The 23,861-nt window shown below is 32.7% G+C and carries 16 protein-coding genes; 7 read left to right on the forward strand and 9 right to left on the reverse strand.

All coding sequences use genetic code 11. The features are described 5' to 3' along the window. Positions 1–495 precede the first annotated feature (495 nt). From AC4NPH_RS27070 to AC4NPH_RS27080, 3 genes are all read right to left on the reverse strand, one after another. On the reverse strand, positions 496–1,992 hold the full coding sequence (locus tag AC4NPH_RS27070) for a multicopper oxidase family protein (protein WP_098315309.1): 1,497 nt from the start codon (positions 1,990–1,992) through the stop codon (positions 496–498). A 133-nt stretch (positions 1,993–2,125) separates the two neighbouring features. Beyond that, positions 2,126–2,584, reverse strand: coding sequence for a hypothetical protein (locus AC4NPH_RS27075; RefSeq protein WP_491939295.1), 459 nt, complete (start codon positions 2,582–2,584; stop codon positions 2,126–2,128). A gap of 713 nt (positions 2,585–3,297) precedes the next feature. Beyond that, entirely contained in the window at positions 3,298–4,173 is an 876-nt protein-coding gene (locus AC4NPH_RS27080; RefSeq protein ID WP_098197345.1) for a DUF1259 domain-containing protein, read from the reverse strand. A 289-nt stretch (positions 4,174–4,462) separates the two neighbouring features. On the opposite strand from AC4NPH_RS27080, the gene AC4NPH_RS27085 reads away from it, so the two are divergent. Then, on the forward strand, positions 4,463–5,200 hold the full coding sequence (locus AC4NPH_RS27085; RefSeq protein ID WP_098315310.1) for a hypothetical protein: 738 nt from the start codon (positions 4,463–4,465) through the stop codon (positions 5,198–5,200). Positions 5,201–8,335: 3,135 nt separating this feature from the next. Here the strand turns inward: AC4NPH_RS27085 and AC4NPH_RS27090 are convergent. Then, positions 8,336–8,785 (reverse strand): hypothetical protein, encoded by a 450-nt coding sequence (locus tag AC4NPH_RS27090; protein ID WP_098197438.1) that lies wholly within the window; start codon positions 8,783–8,785, stop codon positions 8,336–8,338. Between the two features lie 2,464 nt (positions 8,786–11,249). Between AC4NPH_RS27090 and AC4NPH_RS27095 the strand changes: the two genes are divergently transcribed. After that, positions 11,250–11,417 (forward strand): hypothetical protein, encoded by a 168-nt coding sequence (locus AC4NPH_RS27095; protein ID WP_176528264.1) that lies wholly within the window; start codon positions 11,250–11,252, stop codon positions 11,415–11,417. Positions 11,418–11,671: 254 nt separating this feature from the next. Then, a complete protein-coding gene (locus tag AC4NPH_RS27100) occupies positions 11,672–11,995 on the forward strand; it encodes a hypothetical protein (protein ID WP_098197435.1) in 324 nt (107 codons plus the stop codon). A gap of 823 nt (positions 11,996–12,818) precedes the next feature. On the opposite strand, the gene AC4NPH_RS27105 is transcribed toward AC4NPH_RS27100, so the two are convergent. Further along, on the reverse strand, positions 12,819–14,048 hold the full coding sequence (locus AC4NPH_RS27105; RefSeq protein ID WP_491939296.1) for an ATP-grasp domain-containing protein: 1,230 nt from the start codon (positions 14,046–14,048) through the stop codon (positions 12,819–12,821). A gap of 144 nt (positions 14,049–14,192) precedes the next feature. On the opposite strand from AC4NPH_RS27105, the gene AC4NPH_RS27110 reads away from it, so the two are divergent. Further along, positions 14,193–15,224: a YheC/YheD family endospore coat-associated protein gene (locus AC4NPH_RS27110; RefSeq protein ID WP_098197433.1), complete on the forward strand. Its 1,032-nt coding sequence runs from the start codon at positions 14,193–14,195 to the stop codon at positions 15,222–15,224. Positions 15,225–16,213: 989 nt separating this feature from the next. Here the strand turns inward: AC4NPH_RS27110 and AC4NPH_RS27115 are convergent. After that, positions 16,214–16,480: a hypothetical protein gene (locus tag AC4NPH_RS27115; protein WP_098197432.1), complete on the reverse strand. Its 267-nt coding sequence runs from the start codon at positions 16,478–16,480 to the stop codon at positions 16,214–16,216. 194 nt (positions 16,481–16,674) lie between these two features. On the opposite strand from AC4NPH_RS27115, the gene AC4NPH_RS27120 reads away from it, so the two are divergent. Together AC4NPH_RS27120 and AC4NPH_RS27125 are read left to right on the forward strand one after the other, a co-directional pair. After that, positions 16,675–17,367, forward strand: coding sequence for a DUF1796 family putative cysteine peptidase (locus tag AC4NPH_RS27120; RefSeq protein ID WP_098197431.1), 693 nt, complete (start codon positions 16,675–16,677; stop codon positions 17,365–17,367). An 810-nt stretch (positions 17,368–18,177) separates the two neighbouring features. Beyond that, a complete protein-coding gene (locus tag AC4NPH_RS27125) occupies positions 18,178–18,561 on the forward strand; it encodes a hypothetical protein (protein ID WP_176532938.1) in 384 nt (127 codons plus the stop codon). 235 nt (positions 18,562–18,796) lie between these two features. On the opposite strand, the gene AC4NPH_RS27130 is transcribed toward AC4NPH_RS27125, so the two are convergent. The 3 genes from AC4NPH_RS27130 to AC4NPH_RS27140 all read right to left on the reverse strand — a co-directional run bounded on the left by AC4NPH_RS27130 (position 18,797) and on the right by AC4NPH_RS27140 (position 21,473). Further along, positions 18,797–19,642 (reverse strand): metallophosphoesterase, encoded by an 846-nt coding sequence (locus AC4NPH_RS27130; protein ID WP_098314850.1) that lies wholly within the window; start codon positions 19,640–19,642, stop codon positions 18,797–18,799. A 439-nt stretch (positions 19,643–20,081) separates the two neighbouring features. Next, entirely contained in the window at positions 20,082–20,372 is a 291-nt protein-coding gene (locus tag AC4NPH_RS27135; RefSeq protein ID WP_098197429.1) for a hypothetical protein, read from the reverse strand. Between the two features lie 204 nt (positions 20,373–20,576). Next, positions 20,577–21,473 (reverse strand): transcriptional regulator, encoded by an 897-nt coding sequence (locus AC4NPH_RS27140; RefSeq protein ID WP_098314849.1) that lies wholly within the window; start codon positions 21,471–21,473, stop codon positions 20,577–20,579. A gap of 974 nt (positions 21,474–22,447) precedes the next feature. Between AC4NPH_RS27140 and AC4NPH_RS27145 the strand changes: the two genes are divergently transcribed. Then, complete coding sequence (locus tag AC4NPH_RS27145; RefSeq protein WP_491939297.1) at positions 22,448–23,830, forward strand: replication initiation protein; 1,383 nt, start codon at positions 22,448–22,450, stop codon at positions 23,828–23,830. Positions 23,831–23,861 lie beyond the last annotated feature (31 nt).

Consider the following 23,861-nt stretch of genomic DNA (forward strand, 5'->3'; position numbering starts at 1 on the left):
TCATCCCCTCATGATCCAGATTTTGAGACTCCATCTTATCGTAATTCCGATCTTGGGACTTCATCCCCTCATGATTCATTCCTAGACAATTTATACAAAGATGGTCCCTATGGTGATATAACTGTAGCCTATCCCTTCAAAAACGATATAACCAATGGAACTAAATAAAAAACGTAAACGAAAAAGCAATTGCTGAAAAGAGGGATAAGTTATATAAAAGGACCGTATCCTTTTTTATGTAATTAGTTTAGACAAAACTTATGATAATAACAAAAAACTAATTTTTTATTTATCATAGGTTTTAAATCACATATTATCATTATTAGATAAAGCTTTTAGCAACGAAGTATCAGCAAAAGATTACAATAAAAAAACAGAAAAAAACTATCTCCATACGCCAAGATAGTTTTTTCTGTTTTTAGGATGTATATGATATACAAAATATCTTACATAATCAGTTTAATGGGAAGTTCGTTTCCCAATGAAATTTATCTATCAGTTTGATTTGTATTTATTACGATTGGAAGGTATGATTTTTAACGGTCTCATCATGTCATGGTCTTCATGTTCTAAACGATGACAGTGCCATACGTAGTCTCCAGAAAATGGATGAAATTTCATGATGATTCGTACGGTTTCTCCTGGACCTACTAGAACAGTATCTTTTAAACCAAAATCAGCTGGGAAAGGAGCTACCAAGTTTCCATTTTGATTATAACGATCAAGGACACGAAAATTAACCAGATGTATATGAATAGGGTGAATTCCGGGGGTTAAATTCACTAACTCCCATATTTCAACAGAATTAAGTAAGGGTGTTTCTGTTGCTGGGTCCATCCATTCCTTATCGTCAAATAAAAGCATAAGACGTCCAAATTCGTCTTGCGAGTCATTTAATGTCAATCGTCTTATCTTTTTCACTTTATTTAATGGAATACGGTCAATATGGCTCAAGAGAGATGGAAGTCTGCTCTGATCAGGACAGGATAAAAATTTAGTTACTTGGAATTCCATTATCTCGCCAGTTGGATTTTCTGATTCAAAACCATCTTGTAATATTACATTTTGCCCTTCCAACCCTGAAAAATCAATAACAATATCGATCCGTTCAGCTGGTGAAACATCCAAACTTTTCACTTTAATTGGACGGGAAAGAAGGCCACCATCAGTTCCAATTAAAGCAAAAGGGCGCAGGTTGCTTAATTGGAACTGATATGTTCGAGTATTGGAAGCGTTTAATAAACGGAATCTATATTTGCGAGGCTCTACTTTTAAAAATGGCCAGACTTTCCCGTTAACCGTAATGGTATCCCCTAAAAATGAAGGAACAATTGAAGGGTATGGTAAATTAGGAGATGGATTGTCTGGTTGTGCAGGATAAAAGAGCGAACCGTCTGGATTAAATGTTTTATCTTGGATAATTAGAGGTACCTCGTATTTACCCTTAGGAAGTGACAGTGATCTTTCTTGCTCATCTCGAATGAAGTAAAGTCCCGCAAGACCCGCATACACATTCAGACGAGTAACCCCAAGTGCATGGTCATGATACCAGAGAGCAGTTGCTCTTTCCTCATTCGTATAATGATAAATTTCTTTCATAAAGTGAGGACCTGTTTGTCTAAATCCTCTTGTAAACCATGCTTCGGGATGACCATCACTAGCTGGTTCCGAGGGGCTTCCATGCAGGTGTACAACAGTTCTTACTTCTGGATTATGACTAGCTCCGTGAATGGTTTTATCCACTGGTAAAAAATGTTTTTCAGGTAAGTTGTTTGCCCATCTCACATATATGGGTTGATTTTTTTCTACATTAAAACTTGGACCTGGTACTAACCCATTATAGCCCCATACCTTGGTTTTAGGTAAATCCCTATGAAACTTGTGTAGTGTTTCAATCATGCATACATCATAAAACGGCCTACCTTTATACATTCCCTTTGGTCTGATTATTGAAGGAATTGGAAGGGTATCAACAAATTTTTTTAACTCCAAACATTTTTATCTCCTTTTATCTAACAGAATATATTAATTGACTATATTCTATTAAATAAATATTTTTTTGCTTGTATACTTGTCCATATTTATTATAGAACTTGATATATAAGGGTTTATAATATTTTTTTAATTAATTAAGCTTCACTACTGTTAATGATGCAGCATTAACTTCTTGTTCACCTATAATTGGTAACAAAGTATCCGTAGATGGACCGATGTTTCTAAGTTCCAATGTTGAGTTTTTTGGGATATGAATAATAGCTTGTCCAATGAGCATTAGACTCGCTCCATTCACTTGTCTTTGTATACCATACTGGGTAAGCTTATCCTTTACTAAGAAATTGTTTAAAATCAAACCATACATTGAAGAAGAAGAAGGACCATCGATTAATAATACATATTCAATCTTATAGTCACCGGATTTACTAATTATTAAGGTATCACTAGGTAAGGCAAACTTTATATGATTTAATGGACCGTTTTGATTAAACGTTATACTTTCACCTGAGTTGACCATGATGGGTTTGGAACCTATGAGTGTAACGTAGCCATAGGCAGGTGAATATCTTTTCCAGTTTCGATCTGACACTATTAGTCACCTACTCACTTATTATTTCTATTATGGTATGTGAGTAGATTAAAATTGATTGTACTATTGTATTATGAGTTATATTATTAATCCTAATAGATAGAAATGAATACTCAATACAATGTTAGTTAACATAATAAAAATTATAAGTAATCATAAAACCAAACCAAAACCTTTCTTTTTCTGTTTTTAGATGCATATTGTATATAACATTAGTTTACATATGAGTTTTTCCAGTATTAAAAGCCTCTTCAGTTCATTAAAGAGGCTTTTAATGCATGATAAGTAGATTTAGAAAAAAGGTAAGGTGAAGGTTAAATTAACTACCAAATAAATTATATTCATTAGCCTACTTTAAGTGAATTGTCCAGTCAATAAAAATGAATTAAAAACAGCCCATGAATTAATTCATGGGCTGTTTACCCTCCTAGCAAAGGATGAAAATAAAGATAGAGCAAGAGATCTGTTACGTGTAATATATGTTGCTGCCCATTACGAAGTAAATTGTCCGTAGGAATTAAAAAAAAATAATTTGAGAAACTACCAAGATGGATGAATCATTGTTTTGAGCTCATCTCCTTAAGAACAGAAAAAATCCCTTCCAACCAACGGGGATTTTTCTGTTTTTAAGCTATAGATGATATATATATGTTTAGTTAACATAATATAGATTCCATAAATAAGTAAATGCATTTTAGATAAAAAGTTGCATTTTACTCTTTAGGGTATACTTGCCTAGTGGTAAGTACACTCAGAGCATCCTTAACTTTTCTTGCAAAGGAGAGTGGCTGATCAATAGACTCGAAATGCATAAACATGAGACGAGGTTGATCAAATAGCCAATGATTATGAACAGCTGTTACAATGATACCATGTTCTCGAAGCCTAGTGATAAATGGATTGATTTCAGTCTGCAAAATAACAGTTTCCCCACTGCAAAGAGCCTGACCATCTCCTGTCATAGACTCGAATGTAAACATTTGAGGGATTAGTAAAAATGATCTTCCTCTTCTCCCAAGAACCTCAGGGTGAATGTTTGTACGAGATTTCATTACTGTACAAATTCCATTCTCAAATGTATGCATGGATCCCCCCAGAATGTTATTAAATCTGTCACAGAGATTAGATGAGTTACTATAATCAGAAGTTATGGTTTTACAATCAGGATAAACATTACGTGTAGTCAATACACTCAATGCATCTCTAACTTTTCTCGCAAAAGAAAGTGGTTGATCAATAGATTCAAAGTGCATATACATTAGACGTGGTTCATCAAATAACCAGTGGTTATGAACAGCAGTTACTATGATGCCATGCTCCCTAAGTTTACTCATGAATGGATTAATTTCATCTTGGAGAATTACTGTTTCCCCAAGACATAAAGCTCTCCCATTTCGATCAACGTCTTCAAAAGAAAAAGCTTGTGGTACAAACATGAAAGATTCTGCTCTTCTCCCTAATACTACAGGATGGAGATTGGTACGAGATCTAGTTGCAGTACATACGCCATTAATAACCCTTGGCGTTGAGTCAAGTATTCTTGCAAACTCTCGACAGAGTTCAGATGGTTGATTGTCCATGTTCCTCATGAAAATGCCTCCTATAAATAACATATAATCTTGTTATAATATGTACTTACATAAATTAAGAAATGGGCAATCGTCTACTACCGTTCTCTTTAGATAACTTTTTCTGTTTTTAAAATGTATAAGGTATATAAATCTAGTTAACATAATGAGTGTCATCCGAGTTAAAAGCCATTGGAACTAATGATTCAAACGTTTTTTTTCAATATCAGAACATGCCCAAACTCTTTTCATTTAGTTGCATATTTTACTAGTACAAGCACTATATAACTTTATGAAAGGAGGAAAATTAATGCCCTTTAACTTTAGAAAAACTTTAATCGTTATGGAGCTGATATTCCAAGATGTGTTAAAAACAAACTTTGTAATCCCTTTATATCCAACTACATTTAGAGAAACCATTATACCTGTCCCTACGCCTTTAGGAGTTACAGATTTGCCACCTAACATTTATTTTGATCTTGATAATCGATTTAATGTAGAACAAGAACAAAGAATCAGAGATGCCATTAGTGAAACTATGTTGGTATGGGCTACTCATATGAATGAAAAATGGAATGGCGGAACAAACACTGGAATTTCACAAATGGCAGCTTGTATAAACATATATGCAACACAGAATTTACGCCCTGCTTGGTATAGTGAATCACCTATTCAAAATGGACTAACAGCTACTAATATAGCTATGGATCAGTTTACTCAACTTATACGTGATAATGGATTTAGGCGTTCCCCACGAGCGAAAATCTTCGCTGCTCCACTTAACAATAATGCTATTGTCTTTGCATTAACTGCTTTTACTCAGAATTTTGTACCCTTATCATTTATTGTTGACCCAACCTTAATTAATATTGCTACTCTAAATTTTATCACTGGTTCTATGATGCACTCTTGGCTACATTGCGCAGGATTCTTCGACCCTAATACAACTAGTTATTTCAACACGGAATGCTCAATGTGTGTCATGAGAGGATTTCGACCTAAAAATCCTGATATGCCTGATAACCTTTATTATCAGTTTTTCGATTAACTAAAAGTGTACGTATACCTTATGCACTTTTAGTTAACATAATGAATTTTACTGGAAAGAAAACTTTTTTTATAAGTTATCCTAAAGGCTTTCCATATAGGATTCCGATTATATTAGACAAGCACACAAGCACTTTCTTGATTAAAGAATAGTATATTAAGAGAAATGAGAAAGGAGGGATTATAGTGGGTAACTGCCATGAAAAAAAACATGAACACAAACACAACTGTGAATCTATCCTCCAGAAAGCCTTTGAAAAACTTTTAAAAGAAATCTTCGAAGATCATCATAAAGATTGCCATAAAGATCACCATAAGGACAAACATGATTGTGGATGTCATAGCTAAGATTAACATTATTATAAAAGACCTTTTAGCGGGGACAAGCAATAAAAGATTGAATTCTTGTCTTAAATACTGACCCATAATTCAAACGATTTACTCAAAATGCTGAAAAGTATCCCCGATTTAGAACCCAAAAGGAAAAGCTTCTGTTGCAACAGAGGCTTTTTCTCTTTTAGACTGTATACGATATATAAAATTAGTTAATATAATGTGCCTCACTTATACAAAATACTTGTCCTATCTTAGGACAAGCATACAAACATTTTATTAATCAATGAATAAGATATATAGAAACTAATAATGGAGGTGATAAACATGTGTAAATATTATTGCAAGTCAAAAGATAAGAAGTATAAAGAGGACAAGCATAAGGAATATAAATGTAAAAAAAATAAAGAATACAAGTCTAAATGTAAAGACAAGAAACACGATGGTTATTCTTATTAATTAATTAATTTATTAGTGTAATGTCTTTATTTCTTATAGGAAGTATAACAGGTTTTTAAGGAAACCTGTTATACCCACCAAAAAAGCCTGCCTCTTTTAAAAGAGGCAGGCTTTTCTTTTTACAGTATATATAAGAAGTGGACGCAAAGATAGTAGAAATCTTAAATAACACCAGTACTTGTCCACACCCTTTTTATTACTTTGCATACTATAAAAGTGAGCATCCTCCTGATCTTCCAATAGATGGGTTCTTATATTACTACTGTTTGGTGAACAGTAGTTTTTTCGTTTTCAAGCTGTATACGCTATACAACCTTAGTTAACATAAAACATATTATCAGAACAAACTCTCCATTTTATATAAAAATGAAGCTTTTCAAACATTACCTTTACCTGCATTACTTAGTTTAAATACCTAAAGTCAGGCTCGTTTTTCTAGGTATAAGTCCATATCTATTCTTTTTTTAAACATATAGTGTATTGGAGAAAAGTCAAAGGAGAGATTACCTTGTATTATCATCAACAGCCTGAAATAAACCCTAATGATCTACAACAGTTTTATCATTATGATACTTTTTACAGACAACAACAACCTCAGTCCTATCAACAGCCTTACCACCAACCTTATCACCACCCTCGTCCCCCTCGCTGTCGTTGGGTTCAAGAATGTAGATGGGTTCGCCGTTGTTACCCAAGAGACGACTTCTACACTGATGGTTATGGATACTAATTGAGAAAAAACTGCCTAGTATAGGGTAGTTTTTTCTTTTTTCAGACTGTATATCCTATACAAAGTTAGTTGACATAATGAGTTTTATAGGTAGTCATAACGCAAAGTGAGAAACATAAAATATAATCAGGAACTATCAGCCTGATCTTTCCTTAAGAAAAAACAATCCATCTCCCAAGGATTGTTTTTTCTCTTTTTATATAAATGATTAATTTTTATACATCTTGAGCAAACTACCCAAGATGCAATGAGGCATCACTCATGAAACCCAATTACGTAACAGAAAAAGACTACTTCTTTTGACTGGAAAGAAGTAGTCTTTTTCTGTTTTTAAGTTATGTACTCTTACTATATCAATCAAAGTTAATAAAATTTTTATAATATCAGCACTTGTCCAAACACTTGTAATTACTTTACATATCATAAATTATGCGACTAACCATTCTGTCTCTTTCTATAAATCAGAGAAAAAACTACTGACGGATCCAGTAGTTTTTTCTGTTTTTAGGCTGTATGAAATAGTAGAAAACTTAGATAAAATGAACGCTTGTCCAAACCTTTTTCATTACTTTGCATACTATAATATTGAGCAACCTCCTTGCTCTTCAAATAGATCTCTAGTTCATATATTGCTACTAGAAAGAAGCCCATGAATTAATTCATGGGCTGTTTGCCATCCTTACAAAGGATGAAAATAGATTAAAAGTTGTGGTATTTGTCATACATAATATATGTTGCTGCCCATTACTAAGCAAATTGTCCAGATGAATAACACAAAAATAATTAGAGCAAACTACTCATGATGTTACAAAACATCGTCCTAACAACAAATGTGTGTAGAGAAAACTACCTTGGTTAAAGGTAGTTTTTTTCTGTTTTTAAGCTGTATATGATATACAAAGGTAGTTAACATAATGTCTCTTTCCGGACCACATGGGAAAAGAAACCCCTTGGCGTAGAGGGGTTTCCATGAGGGTAAAGTTTCTTTATTATGCAACTTTTTATACATCCTTGATGTAACAGCATTCACCTGAAGGATTAATAGACAGAGAATGTATAAAAAGTGCACCTTTTATACATATGCTCGTACGGAAAAATATAGTATTTCCAGCAAAAATCTGTTATTATTTATTTGCAGTTATTTTCTCATAGTAATAACCCATACCCACCAAAAAGCTACCTCTCATGCTGCACACTTAAGAGGTAGCTTTTTATTTTGTTAATAAGTTTAATCACCTTTACAACGATTTTTTTGCCTTCAGTCTCATTAAGTTTTTTTCGTAAAAAGGTATAAAGATATTAATAAAACGTAATAAATGCAGTTTCCATTATGTACAAGCTTCATACACTGTAATATATAACAAATGTAAAAGGAAGTGTATGATGTTATGTTAGGTAATTCCAGAGCATTGAAAATTAATGTTTTTACGACCAGCTTTGATAAATATGAAGAACAATTGCGTAACTTTCTTCAAAGTAATAACTTTGAAATTATAGATATTAAACTTTGTAATGCTGGACTTGATGTTTCGGTTTTAATTATTTATAGAGATTTACTACATCATCCCTTTAAATTGAAAAATAGTCACTTAACATAAAAATAGAAAATGGTCCTTAATTAAAAAGGAAAAGTAGGCTACTTTTCCTTTTAGAATATTCCTTACCCAACTGTTGTTGGCGTTGCTTCAAAATACGTTCTTCTACAACTTCTTCTGCGATTTTAGTTACACCTACTTCTTGAAGGTTTGTTGTCATAATCCCATGATAGTTAGGATAAAAATACAAACCATTTATGAATTCGATAAGAATTTCCGTGTTTTTATCTACGCTACTTGCACCTAAACGAAGTTTTTTTAGTTCATCTCTTAGAACATCACGAAGATTTTCGCTAACAGCTTCCGTAATAGTATCTAACGACCATTCTTTCTTTTTTTCTTCTCGATACTTTTGACAAATATTCATAATAGCTTCTCTAGGAAAACGAAGTTTATGTCTCGCTATATAGTCTTGAATGTATTGATCGGTTTCTTTTTCGAGTATAATCATGTGGCATTTTGTTTCCATTACTTCTCCACATTCCCCATCATTTCACCTAGAATGTTGTTCATCTTTTCCATTGTTGTCGCACATTGATTCATTCCTCAATTCAAAGTTCTGATCGATGACACCTTCTAGCCTTTTTTCTCATGCTGTTTACTCTTTTAAAAAAACCTAACAACCCAAATTGTTCTTTCAAAAACCTTTGGCGAGACATCTTATGTTCTTTCACTAGTTCATTAATTTTTTGCATAGCAGACGGATCAATATTTCGTAAAAAGATATCCATTTAATCATTTCTTTTTGTCAAATTACAAAATTTCCAGTATAAATAAAGAAGAGCATAAGGGGTTTTTGATATCACATGACTGTGATATGCTGGGCAAAGCCCAGCAAAACAACGTTTTTACCTCAAAAAAAGTGATACCACGAAAATCCCCTGTCTGTCGATATGCTGTGCATCTATGTTGACCTACTGTCCACTCAGATTCCCTTGGATTCTTATGAAGTTCTAATGAGTTTTTGAAATATTTCTTAATGATAATTTGTGAAGTTTTTGGGGGAATTATTGGTATTTTTTCACAAAAGTCGATCGCTTCTCTTATCGAATAAATGTTTAATTTTTGTAGAATGCTACGTCTCTGGTTCTTAATTGTGCTCTCTTCCTTGAACAAAATATCTTGCATTTCTGTAATGGAATGGCCATCAATTGTAAGAGCAAAAAAAGCTGGTGTATATTCAATTCTTTGGACTATTTTACTTAGTCCTAACGATCCCAGCTTAGGGTAAAGATTACGGGTAGGAATTCGGATAAATGGCAACCCTGCTATCGCTATCCATAATGATTCTCGGGTGAGGAGTAAATTTCACCAATGCAGTAAATGTTTCTACTATTCTTGAGTTAGAAGCTTGAGATAGAGTCGACATCCTTGCTCAAAGCAGTGTAGATGGTACGAGCTTAACGGATACTAATGGTGTAATTAGTATACATTTTGAAGCTGCTAGATTCTCTTCTCCAACAAGATAAATAAGGGAATTTAATTACTAATGGGGACAATCTATATAAAAAATGAGTACCGTATACATTTTTAGTTAACATAATGGATTTGATAGAAAAAAGATACAAAAATAGTACAAATTTTGTATAAAACCAGCGCTTGTCCAAACCTTTTTCATTATTTTTCATACTATAAATTGAGCATTGCATTAACCTCCTCCTCTTTCATTAGAGGACATTCCATTGCTATGGGGTTGAAGAAAAAACTATTTTTGGGGAAGGAGTAGTTTTTTCTTCTTTCTATACATACATTCCTGATAACGAAGCAAACTACTCAAGGTACCTTAGGACATCAATAATCATTAAGTAGATTATGTATCAAAAAAAACTATCTACTCCCACAATCGTTTTTCTATTTTGCATTATATACGTTGTTCATTCCCAGTAAACTAACTTCTCAAAGATAAAGCTACTGCTAAAATAATTAAATAGTACAAGCCCTTACTTGAAATTTACGTATGATAAATCAAATGTAGATTTATAATTTATATTTAATTTATAGCAGTAGGGGGAATACAAAGAATGATTACAGACCTATTAAGAATCTTAAATCCTGAGACACCAGTTCCAACCTTAGTCATAATGAAATTGATTCTGCAAGACTTATTACAAATAAACTCCTTAGTATTCCCCTATTCCAGTACATTCACAAAAATAACCTTTCCTTGAACCACCTGGCGTATACAACTTACCACTCTTCATTTATTTTGATATTTCTAACCGTTTTACTTTAGTCCAACAACAATGGATTCATGATGCTATTAACGGTGTACTATTTCAATGGTTTCAACACCTAACTGAAAAATGGAATGGAGGCTCTAATAATGGGATCTCCCAATTGGCGACTTGAACAAATCTATATGCCACCAGAAATTTATGACTAACTTGGTATCTGAACTTACCTATTTCTAATGGATTAGCCGCTGATAATATCCTTATGGACGAACTTACTAAACTCGTACGTGACAATGGATTTGAACTGGATCCCCAGGCAAAAATTTTTTCAAATATTTCATTCCCTGCAAATTCTTCTGCCACCTTCGCTTTAACTATTTTAGCATAGAGTCAAGTTCTCCTATCTTTTATTGTTAATCCAGTGCAGCTTGATAGTCCAGGTTTAAATATTAAATTTCTCACTGGATCTATGTTTCATGCTTGGCTCCCCCGTGCCGATTTCTATCATTCTAAAAAAAGCAGCCATTTTATTGTTAAACGTCCAATTTGTATTATACGAGGGTTTAAATTAAAAACACTATTACTCCTAATAGCCTCTATTTTCAGTTTCTAGATTAAATTTAAGCTGTATATGATATACAATCTTAGTTAACATAAGAAACATATCGAAAATAAATTATTTTGAAATCTTCTTCATATAAAATTCAAATGCTAGTGGACAAGTACACAAGCGCTTTCTTGATTAAGGAATAGTATATTATGAGAAAAAAAGGAGTGACTAAAGTGAGTGAATGCCATGAAAAAAAACATGAACACAAAAACAACTGTCAATCCATCCTACAAAAAGCTTTTGAAAAACTGTTAAAAGATATTTTTGAAGATGATCACAAAAAAACACATCATTGTGGATGTCATAACAAAGATTGACATTATCATGAAGAACCTTCTAGATTGGACAAGTAATAAATAATTGATTTACGGACTCGCTTTTAAATTAATTTTCCACCATAAATGTTAACCCATAATTTGAGCAAACTATCCAAAATCTCGTTAAATATCAGGTCGTATAACCCAGTATAAAAAGAGGGAAAGCTACTGTTTAGGCCAGTAGCTTTTTTTCTTCTAAACTCTTTCCGTATTCCAATACCAGTATCTCTTATGAAAGGAGAATAAACACAAGAATGAACAATGAAGGATTTAACTTTAACACGAGAACTCAGTTTAAATTTATAACAAATGATCATACTCTAGGCTATATTTTAAGTGGTATTGCTCAAAAAGGAATCAATATTAATGACTACTCTCAAACAAAAATTAATGTAAATGAAAATCTTATTAGACTTGTAGTTGAAGGTACTGGAGCAGAAACAATTGATGTTCTCCGTTGTGTAAGAAATATATTCAGAATGCTTGACATTAAGTTTAATGAAAAAGACATTATTCAAATTGAAAGTATTGCATCCAATGCTACTCGTCAAATTAATACTTTGTTTGGATCCTTGTAACATAAGTCAAATGTATTATATGGTGGTAAGAATAATGTATTATATTTAGATGTGTCAAATATTCATAAAGCAATACTAATATTATCAAAAAGAGAACTAAAACAATGTCCTAAAAACTGTCGAGAAGTGTTCTGATTCGAGGATCAAAATTATTCTAACTACTTTATATTCATTCCCCTTTAGGTAACTTCCCTATTACAAATAGGGATTAAGAAAAGTAGGTTCATACTCAGGGTTTCTTTTCTCATTAACTGAAGTTTGATGGGATATTGAAAAATTTTCCGAATTATCAATAGGCTTTTCATTTTGTTTATAAAACATTATTAATATTCTCCCTTTCTCAATACAACTTATTTAGTTAATTATTAAAATGATTTTATCCAAATAAAAAAAGACATTTCTTATATGTCCTGTTCCTTTATATCAGCTCTGCCTCCACTGAATAATATGACGGTCTCTTATGCTATCCAACCTATTAACACCAATATAGAAAACGCTTACAAAAAGTCGATTGAATTTATATATATTATATTATTATATTCGTTGTAGCTATTTTAGGTGACTTGTCCATCATGAATATTTTTTTATATAATAAGCAAACTATAGATGATGCCTTGAGGCATCTACGAAAATCCTTGCAGCAATAGAGCAGAAAAAAACCACTGATTAGCCCCAGTGGTTTTTCTTGTTTTCATACTCTATACCATATACAATGATTTATTTTAATATAAACACAGCTACAGGAAGCTCTAAGTCCAATGTTAAACTTATTGTTATTTAAAGGGAATACTCCCATAATACTGCATCTACTACAGCATCGTATCTATGTTAAATCTATTTTTGCAATTTTAAAGGAGATTTCTTCTGCTGCCTCTAAAGCTCTTCTTTTAGCAGTTTCTTTATAATATGATGACGCTAAAATGTAACCATAACGATGACCCATTGATGTAGGCGGCTGTAAAATTGCTCCTTTTTTAGGCTTTATATAAACCTCTTCTATGCCTCGGTAGTTAGAACTGCGTTCTTTTCCCGTAACTTGAATTAGCTTTCCTTTAGACTCAACTGTTAAATAATGGGCGTACACATATTTATCATCCTTTTTAGTCAAGGAAGGTTCGTTTCCCATCATTAATTGCATAGTCTCTTGTACTAAGTTAATTCCATGTCCGATTTCAATCATACGATTCATAGCTCCACCTGATATTCTTGGATTTATCTCAATTAATTTCCAACCTTCAGTTGCTTTACGAAGCTCCAAATGACACGCTCCATTTTTCATACCAAAGGCCTGTATAATGGAACTAACAGCATTAAAAAGACTATGGGATAAGCTATTATTCAATTTCCCTAACAAAGAATAACCAGTGACGATAAAACGCTCAAAAAGGGTAATTTCTTGTTCAATTACTGCAATAATATGAACCCTTTCATTATGAACTAACACCTCAACTAAGTACTGAGGGCCATCTACGTATTCCTCGAGTAAGATTTCCTCGTTAGGTAGCTTTTTTAAAAGGGTATGCATAGATGATATTAACTTATCCTCATCCTTCGCTAACAATACATCCTTTGATCCTGTTGATTTAGGGGACTTAACAATAAGAGGAAAATTTATCTCTTTAGTTTTAAGAAATGAAGATAATGATTCTGTTGGTTTATAAATTAAATAATTAAGTGAAACGGGTAATTCCTTAAGCACATTACGAGTCAATATCTTATCTTCCATATGATAGATTGCATCAGCGGATATATCACTCTGACAGAATTTCTCTGACAGACGTGCAGCTACATAAACAAAAGGGTCAATGAAACTAAAAATTCCTTTTATATTTTTTCCTGTTTTTTTAAATTTTTTGATTATCGTGACTAAATTATCATAATCATTTATATCAGCAAAGATCATCTCATGTACATCCGGAAATTCATTCCGATCTTTAAGAAATTTTTTTCTACAAGTTAACAAAACCGTAAAGAAATTAAGATTATTTGCTGCCTTAATTGCTTCCCGACTCGATCCTGATTTATTTGTTTCAATAAAGACAATAGTATCCATAAATATCCCTCATCCTATCCGACCAAAAATGTTCTCTCACTCTATGATATAAAAAAAGACAACCAAGGTTCGTCCAAATGTAAATAATATAAGAATTTGGTGAATATACCTAAACAAGTAAGAGTAGAGGAAAGGATGATTGCTATGGCTTCAATCGGCATGCTTCATCATCGTAAGGACCCAATAAACGTTAGAAAAGCTTATGCTTTTGCTGCAGTAGCAAAAGTCGAAGGTATAGATTTTTTTTATTTCACTCCAGGGAAAGTTAATTTGGAAAAACGTATCATTTTAGGTAAAACATACGAAAAAGGAAAATGGATAGAAAAAAGATATTCTTATCCTGATGTTATTTATAATGCTAGTCCCCCTATAAGTGATAAAGCAGAAGAAATAGTAGGTGAATTAAGGAAGTTAATTCCATTTACCAGTCACTCCGTTGGGGATAAATTAACTGTTTATAACAAGGTGAATAAGGCTAAAAAGTTTAATCAGTACCTCATTCCTACTTCAGAATTAACTAATTATAGAGTATTGCTAAATATGGCGGAAAGCTACACAAAAATAATTGTAAAACCCTTATCCGGGCATAAGGGGGCTGGTATTTTCTATATAGAGAAGATAGGTCACAGTTATAAAGTTAGTATAGATGAACAGGACTCCATATTTAGTGAAAATCAACTAATAAAGTTTATCGATAGTCATATAAAACAGGACACTTACTTAGTACAAAAATTTATAACATGTAAGACAAAATTAGGAAATGTATATGATTTTAGATTACATGTACAAAAAGGTGGAAACGGCAATTGGTTAATTACATCTATATATCCAAGAATAGGTAAGATGGGTAGTATAGCTTCAAATCTAGGCAACGGTGGCTATACTTGTTTTCCTGATATCTTTTTAAAACAGGAATTTGGAGATGACTACTATAATGTCCAAAAGTATCTTGAACAATTTGCTTTAAGTTTTTCTAACCATTTTGAATCTCTATATCAGGATATACTATTTGACGAGTTAGGAATTGATGTAGGACTTGATGAAAAGGGAAGACTTTGGATTTTTGAAGTAAATTGGAGACCAGGCCCTCCCGTCATTATGAATGTTGAATTGGATGTAGTAAGGAATACTCTTCAATATGCTCAATATCTAGCTAATAAAAATAAAAAATATTAGCTAGAATTTATTTATATAGAAATATATACATTATTAATTAATATAGGGCTTCAATTCAATAAATACTTTTTAATGATAGGAAAACACATGCCTCTGCACGGGGATAGTTTTTTTGTTTTACTCTGTAGATTTTATCTAGCCTTACCAAGTCGAGTAAGTTAGGGGCAACATTGCCCCTGCCTCCCATAGCAAGTTTATTTGTCGTCTCCTCATCATACCGTATTGGTAGATAAAACGTATGCCGATGCTCCAAATAGAGGTCTACATAACAGCACCTCTCTTTCATTAGGGGGTGGCCACAACCTTATGTGCCTATAAGGGACCAGCAAGAGGTCAGCTTCATTTCATATCTATTATGGGTTTGTCCATAAGGAAAATAGTATTCATCCAGTTATGCAGTTTTATGCTTTTCTGTTCTCTTTCCATATAACGGCTTTCACTTTCTCATGTATTCTTTATACCCTGTCACGTCATTTGATCCTACAGTCTCCCTACTCAAATAATAAGGGGGTTACTGAGTTCATCATCCTATAGATACAATCAGGTTAAGTAGATTCTTTACCCCAGGCAAGATACGTGACGCATCACAAGAGTGTTATGAATCTACTTTTTCTCTTGCCAATACGTAAACAAATCTGTACCCTGTCTTGAGCTCACATTTACGAAGCTTACAAACCTTCACCTTCATTCATCTTACTTATCTTCCCTGACAGTGTTCCAAATTGTGTATCGATTCTCTATTTCAGTGTTTTTTCATGTAACCCTCAAATCCATTACCAGGCCGGCTGTTTTGGACATTAATATTCTTTACGTCTAAACTAGTGGCTTTTGCCCCCATATATAGTAGCAACTGCTTGTCGTACCCTAATTTTTGTTGCCTGAATTTAAGAAAGAAGGAACATTCTCTTATAGAATGCTCCTTCTTTCTTAAATTCATTATAAAGTTCTCTAAAGAGCTTTATCCAATACATTTTTAAAACCCTTCTAAATTAAGCTGTTCCTGTTACTCTACTAATACTAATAGCATCTAAACTGGTTGTATTAATATTATCCGAGCTATCTGTCCAAATTAGAAATCCATCTTGTACACGAATAAAAGTACCATTTCCATCAATTTGGTTTCCAGAAGAAAAAATTTGTATTCGATCTCCCCTTCTTAAACCATTAAAATCGAAATCACTCGAAAATGCTTCTTCTAAAGGTGTAACGTTATCACTTGAGTTAACATTGCCTTCAAAAGTATGGCCATTAGACATGAAATCACCTCCTAAAAAAGATAAGGAATAATACATACTATGAAAAAAATTAAGTTTAGTACAAGCCAAGAGCTTATTTATAGTTATGAAAATGCCCCATTTAATCCTGAAAATATTATTAAATATATTCTGTCTTGTCCAATCAATTTAGAATGCTCCCCTATATAATATAAAAAAGCGTAGGGGTGATTAGTATGAATTTACAAACTCTGAGAGGTTCTTATAATTTAATAGCAGGCTTAGGGAGTTGGTGTGGTCCAGCACTTTATTCCGAACGTCATAATTTAAGAAGGCATTCATTCCCACTTGATTGGGTTCAAACCCCCTTTCTTTCTGATGTAAATAGATTACTAAAAAATAAATTTCAAGGTTTTATGGAATTAGAAAATATGATTGAAAAAGATATATTAGCCAACTATATAGACGATAACGGATATCCTATTTTTAAATTTGGAACTCATGAACCGGTAAGAGCTCATTATGTTACTGATACCCAATATAACATCGATTCTGTTCATGACTTTCCAATAATCCCCGATCAAGCATGGGTTCTACAATATCCCCCTTATAAAATAAGATTAGTTCATCGTATCCAAACATTCCTTAATCAAATTGCACAAAGTCAACGCACCTTGTTTATACGGCACGAATGGATGCCAACAAGTTATGAAGATATAGTCATACTAAAATCTATATTAGCTGAAATGACTAATGGTAACTTTAATATTCTGTTAATAGAAACTGTTGATGATGACTTACAGGGCGTGAAGGATATGAATTTTGGAACAGCTGAAGATGGTATTTGTTGGGTTCAGGTTTCTCGGAAAAATGGTATTAATCCTTCCATTTGGAATATTCTATTAGAAGGAATAACTTTAATAGATTAAAATTTTATAAAGTATAATAGTTTAGATAGGAATTCGTGCCACAAATCATAGTGAGCTTAATTTCATTTTTAAGTGCCTAATGTGTGTCATAAGAGGATTTCAACTCAAGTTACCATAATGGCCTTTCTAGGTAGTCATGAAAAACATATATAATTAGTAAAGTAACCCCTATTTATGTCACCGCCCTATAGATTCTTAAATCTATGGGGTTTCACTTTATAACCAAATGTTCCTTCTAATTTCTTTGAAAATAAAAGAGTGCAACTAAATAATAAGCCAGTAGACCTTAAGAGGAAAAGGTGTATTTCAATATTTATTGTGTCCGGGAGGGTTTGAAGGTAAACAAAAATTAAAACCAGCTCCTCCCTATATTCATAGTACTCCACCTTAGGTCTTGGGAGGAAATCATATACTGACAAGTACAACAGCTGCCTAAATGAATTGCCTAACTTTTTGATTTCAGTTCATTTTGATATGCCGATGTATTTTTTTTGCAGCTCTTTTATAATCCTTAACAAAAAAGAACCCTTGTTCACCAAGACAAGGATTCTCAGGAAGAATAGATTTTTGACTAAACAATTTTTCATACATCCCTGATATAACGGATTTTTTCCAGGATCCAGGTGGAAGGAAGATGTATAAAAAGTCTGTCCTTTATATATATGCTGCGTTTTAGTCTAAAGCAATCTCCTTTACAAAAACTTATTAATGTTTACATTATGTGAATATTTCCATTTAATAAAGGACAAGCATACAAGCAAAAAAATAATCAACATTAAATATAGTATATCGGGTAAAGGAGGTTATGATATGTCTTTGTGTAAAAAAAGAAAGGTTTGTTGTCCCCCTTCTTGTTCAACTCCAGAACCGTCACCTAACTCTTGTCCTGCTTACGGTAACTTTTTCAATAATACTAGTCTCGTAGCAGTACTAACTGGAACTGTATTTCCTTTTAATACTCAAGGACCGATTTCTGGAGGAGTTTCCCTATTGAATCCTACCACTATCTTTATTGAAAATGGGGGGGGTTATAAAGTTAACTTTGTGATAACCGATAATACAGTTGTTTTTGGCCCAAATCCAGCTGCATTTCCTCACCTTCCTACTGTTGGATTATTCTTAAATAATGTTCAAGTTCCACTCGAACAAGCTAACTTTGGACTTGAAATTACTCAAGCAGAAGGCACTCCCTAATTCTATCTCTTGGAAAGCAATCTCGCCTAGCCGAGGTTGCTTTTTTACATACTTAAATCCTGCTAAGTAAAAAGAGATACAAGATGCACACATTAGGAACGCCTAAAAGTTGAACCGCCTTCGGACGGCCATGTAATCCCAAGATTTAATGTTCTCTAATAAAAAACTAACATATTTTCCATAGAAAAAAGAGCTTAGAGTAGTCTACAATTAAGCTCTTTTTCATTTCCTGACTCTACAAGCTACTGACCCTTACTGGCGTAGTCTGTAGAGTGGCTATATTATTTTGGATTGTTAAGTTTAGGTCATAATAGCCTCTATCAACAGACTTACATGCATAATCACCTGAACATCCTGTCACATATAATGGCGTATTAGAAAAGTTAGGGTTAATAGGAACTGAGTTTGAAAAAAGTTTATGTGCATGATGAGTGAAAATAGCCAAGATTCTATTTCTCATATTGGCAGGTATTGCATTGAAAAACATATCTGTTTCTCCTTGTGTCATAAGATGGTCGTCATGTATTTCATTAGTTATTCCAGGAACTCTCAACGGCCAATGGAAATCGATAATATAATAATAATTAGGATCCAAATTTCGTAGTAGATTTAAGCTATCCTGGCTCCATCTTCGATTAGCGTTATCTAACCAGAGATGCCGTACCAGTCCCTGAGTTCCTGGAATACCGACATATCCAGTTAAATAGGGGTTGATATACCTTCTAAATAAATCTGTAGTAGTATCCTCCCAGTTTCCTATAGATGATCTATAGGGGATATTTGTTCCTAAAACATTATTTATTATACTTGCAAATTGTTGGTAACGCCTCGTAGCTTCTGCTGTTGAAACTCCTCCAGCGTGTATATCATCCCCCCCGAAAATAACATACCTTTTGTTACCACTATTCACTACGTTCTGTAAAAGATTATTAAACATACTTTGGCTATTTCCGAACCCCACATGGCTATCACCCACAACAGCCAAATTGACGGTAATAGCCGATGGAAGTCCCGGTCGGTTTGAGGGATTAAAGCAATAATTATCCACGTTAATTTTATTTTTCTTAACTATTTTTATCACCCTTTCTTTATAACTTACTTCATATCTTATTTAATAAATGAAAGGCTGCTTGTACACTTAAAAAAATGTTCCTTTATCATTTTCTTTCCCCTTTATTTTTGAACCAATGTGTCTTAAAAGGGAGCCGCACAGTTCCTAGGGAAGGTAGGGGCAGTAATGCCCCTACCTTCCCCTACGCAACTAAGAATTTATACAACTAAAAAACAGAAAAAACCTTGTGCAGTCGGGATTTTTTCTGCGCTAAATCCAACTAAGAAAGCGATAGATACCTCAGAGCACCTTGCCTAGTTTGCTCAAGATCAAAAGTTTATTTTCTTCTTTTAGTATCCATTTTTAATAACCTAATAAGACTAAAAATAATATTAACTCTGTAATTGATGCTTATCGTAATTTCAGCCCCCATAAGCAAAGTATCTCCTCAGCTTAGGAGGCAGTGTAATTATTTCATATCATCTTCGAAATTAATTTTTTTCACTTTATTATCTTTATTTTTTTTGCCACATTTTCTAACAACCACACCATCTTGATTGGCATTTTGTCCACCTGTTTGGGCAATCTGACCACCCTGATTAGCGTTTTGTCCTCCATTACCACTAATTTGTCCTCCAGTTTCAGCATGGTTATAAATATTAATATTAATACAAATTTTACCTTTTTTACATTTATTATTTTTTTGTTGACTATTTAATTGTTTATTATATTCACCATCGTATTTTTGTATTGTAATCACCTTCTTTTTTTATTTATCTTTATAATTTATTCATTGATAACAAAGGTGATTGTATGCTTGTCTTATTGACCAAGAAAATTTCTTAACAATACTTAAAGAAAATTAATTTTGAAATATTGATATCTAGAATAATAATTATGTTAACTCTTTACCTGCTTACAAACTTCTAGGATTCTATACTAAACAAGAAGATAAAAAGCGAAATTATGAATCTAAAAAATTGTAAAATAAAGGATTGACGAAATTTTGCTGAACCTCTCGCCTACGCTCAGCACTAAATAAACCTCTTAATGTCCCAAAAAAATAGGCTTCAAAGACAGTTTTTATTCGTTTTCTTTTGTAAGCGAAAAGAGTTTCCCTAAAACCTTGAACAGCAATAGAAACTAAGTCTTCTATGGGCTTTTCTAAGCCACTAATTTTATAAGCTAGCAGGACTTTTCCCCATAAGTTATAAATATCATCTGCATTCCTAAAGAATGGGGTTACTGCTTGTTTAAATGGTTTTGGAATAAAAGATGGTACATAATCCGGTGAGAGTTTAATATTTATATCTTCTTTACGTATGTATTTATTTAAATCTTTTAAAGGTAAATTATAGGTAGAAAAATTTTTGGTGACCTCCTCCTTACTCTCACAAGGGATTACGTCTTTTTCTGCTTCAACATCTGTTTCAACATTCTTAGCCAAATTGAGTTGTAAATAGTTCATCCAATATTTGAAATAAGGATGATTTACAAACAGATGTACAGGATTGCCTTTTCCATTATTACGAGGACAACGTCGATAAACTGTAACAATTTGTCCTTTCTTTCGAAGCTCACTTAGGTGACGATCAATTGTTCCTTTTGACTTTTCGTACGTTTTACCTAAATATGTACTACCAGGAAAGCAAAATCCTTTTTCTGCAGCAAACCAACAAAGCCGGTCTAAAGCTTTTCTAGTTCCTTCGTGGAGACGATAAAACTTTTCTCCGTAAAGGTTAATAATTTCTTTAAGTAATTTTCGTTTTAATGATTGATGTTGAGAACGGTTTTCTATGAAACTCTGATAACTTTTCATATAATCAAATTCTTTTGCCGTAAGCATACGCGTAGTAGACATCAGTCTATCCTCTCCTTTTCAGGAACAAAAAAAGACATCGCATCCCATAAAATAGGAAAACGATGTCGGATTTTTTGACAGACTACGCCCTTGAAATAAATCTAATTATCCTATAAAATAAAGGCGTAATTAAATTTATGTATTAGGACTTCGACAGGTGTTTTCCCTAGGTGTTTAGGGTTAACGGTGTAAGGGTGTTGGCGCACCACTTGCACACGTTGGAGTCTTTTTATATTCCGCACTGTTTTGTTGACTCTATTATAACGTCTATTAATCTTGTAATCCAATAAAAATTCACCAAGTCCTCAGTAAAATAATATAACATCCCTTCACTTACGATTAAAAATCACTTCAATTGGATATGCTATTAAAATGACTACTCTAAGAATAGTATTTTCTTTCTAATCAAATAATAATCTTAAAATATAATACACACTACGGTTGTTTTACTGTTTTATATATTGTTTTATATATTTGTTTTATTGTTTTATTGTTTTAGACCCTCTGTAGATACTTATATTACAGCATTTACAAGCATAAACTATCACTAATTTTGCGCGAACTATCACTAATTTTGCGCGAACTATCACTAATTTTGCGTGAAACTATCACTAATTTTGCGTGAAACTATCACTAATTTTGCGCGAACTATCACTAATTTTGCGTATTTATCTCTATACGTTTATAAGTATCACTAATTTTGCGTGGAAAATGCAGACCCAGCTTAAGTATCACCAATTTTGCGTGATAAATGTAGACATGCTTTAAGTATCACCAATTTTGCGCATCAAAATTAAAATATAAGGTAATAAATTAAGGTTGAGTTATGTTTTTAGGGTTAAAATTCCTCCTGAACTATCACTAATTTTGCGTGATATTTAAATTGCAAGGACAGGCTGCTCTTAAACATGCAATTTACACAGTATCACTTTTATGATATTTTAGTGATAGTTTAGAAAAATATGGGGGATTTTATGAAGAAATCAAATGTAGTTCAACCATATGATCTGGAAAGCATAAACATAAAAAACTGGGTAACTAAGTCAAACATTTTAATTGAGAGTACATATAAATTATCCTTGCAGGAACAAAGGATTTTGTTGATTATGGCGTCTAAAGTTCAACCTAATGACGAAACATTAAAGACATATAGATTCCGAGCTAAAGATTTTATAGAAATAGTGGGAAATAAGAAAGGAACAGGATTCTACTCATACTTAAAAGAAATTGTGAATGGTCTTCAAACAAAAATTCTTACCATAAAGGAAAAAGGCCGACAAAGAAACTATAACTGGGTTATTACCTCGATCTACGAAGAAAATGAAGGGTATATAACATTACAATTTCACCCTAGTCTAAAATATTTATTTTTAGAGCTTAAGGAAAAATTTACTTCGTACCAGTTAGAAAATGTTGTGAGGCTTAATTCGGTTTATTCAATTCGTATTTATGAACTTCTTAAGCAATACGAGCGTTTGAGAAAAAGAGAACTAACTCTTGAAGAATTACGTCATTTTTTAGCTATTGAGTCTACTAAATACAAACAGTATGGCCATTTTAAGAGCAAAGTATTAGCAGTAGCTCAAAAAGAAATAAATAATAAAACAGATATTTACTTTGAATTTGTAGAAATAAAAACAGGTAGAAAAGTAACCTCTATAGAGTTTATCATTACTAGTTCGTCTGCTTTGAATGGTACTAGTTCTTCCAAAGAGACGAAACTTAAATCAACCCAATCTTCATTAGATTTATTAGATAACGAAAAAGAAAATGGATTGTACCATAACTTAATGAGCTTAGGAGTTAAGCCTGAAAAAATCGAGTGGGTTTTATCAGAATTTACAAAAGAACAAGTTGAAAGAAATGTAAAATACACGCAAGGTCGTTTAGTTATTGGAGATATCACTCATCCGCATTCTTATGTAATAAAAGCCATTCAAAAAGACTACGCGAAAGTATCACAAGAATCAAAGGTTTCTACACCTAAAAAGTCTACTAGAAAAGAGTTAGTTCCAGATTTTATGATAGAAGCTGAAGATAAAGAAAAGGCTCTTGAAAACCTTACATTAAAGGAAAAACAAGAATTATTTTATAAAGAAAATGGAAATCAAATAGAATTTGAAAAAAGGCTTTTACAATTTCAAGAATTAAGAAAAATGTTAGTTTTAAATTCCGAGGAGCCTAATCAGGAAGAATTAAGAAAAGCTCAAGAAGCAGCAGTCCAAGAAGTACTACGAAATATGAACGAGGACTTAAAAAAACGTGAAGAAGTAGGCCTCAAGCCAAGGCTGATAAATGACTTCGAAAATAAAGAACTAAGGGAAATATATCGAACCTTCTTGCGTAAACAAGTTTAATAAAAAATAGTGTTATTAGCACGCCTTTATG

The sequence above is a fragment of the Priestia sp. MDV22-iso46 genome, from assembly GCF_058629175.1.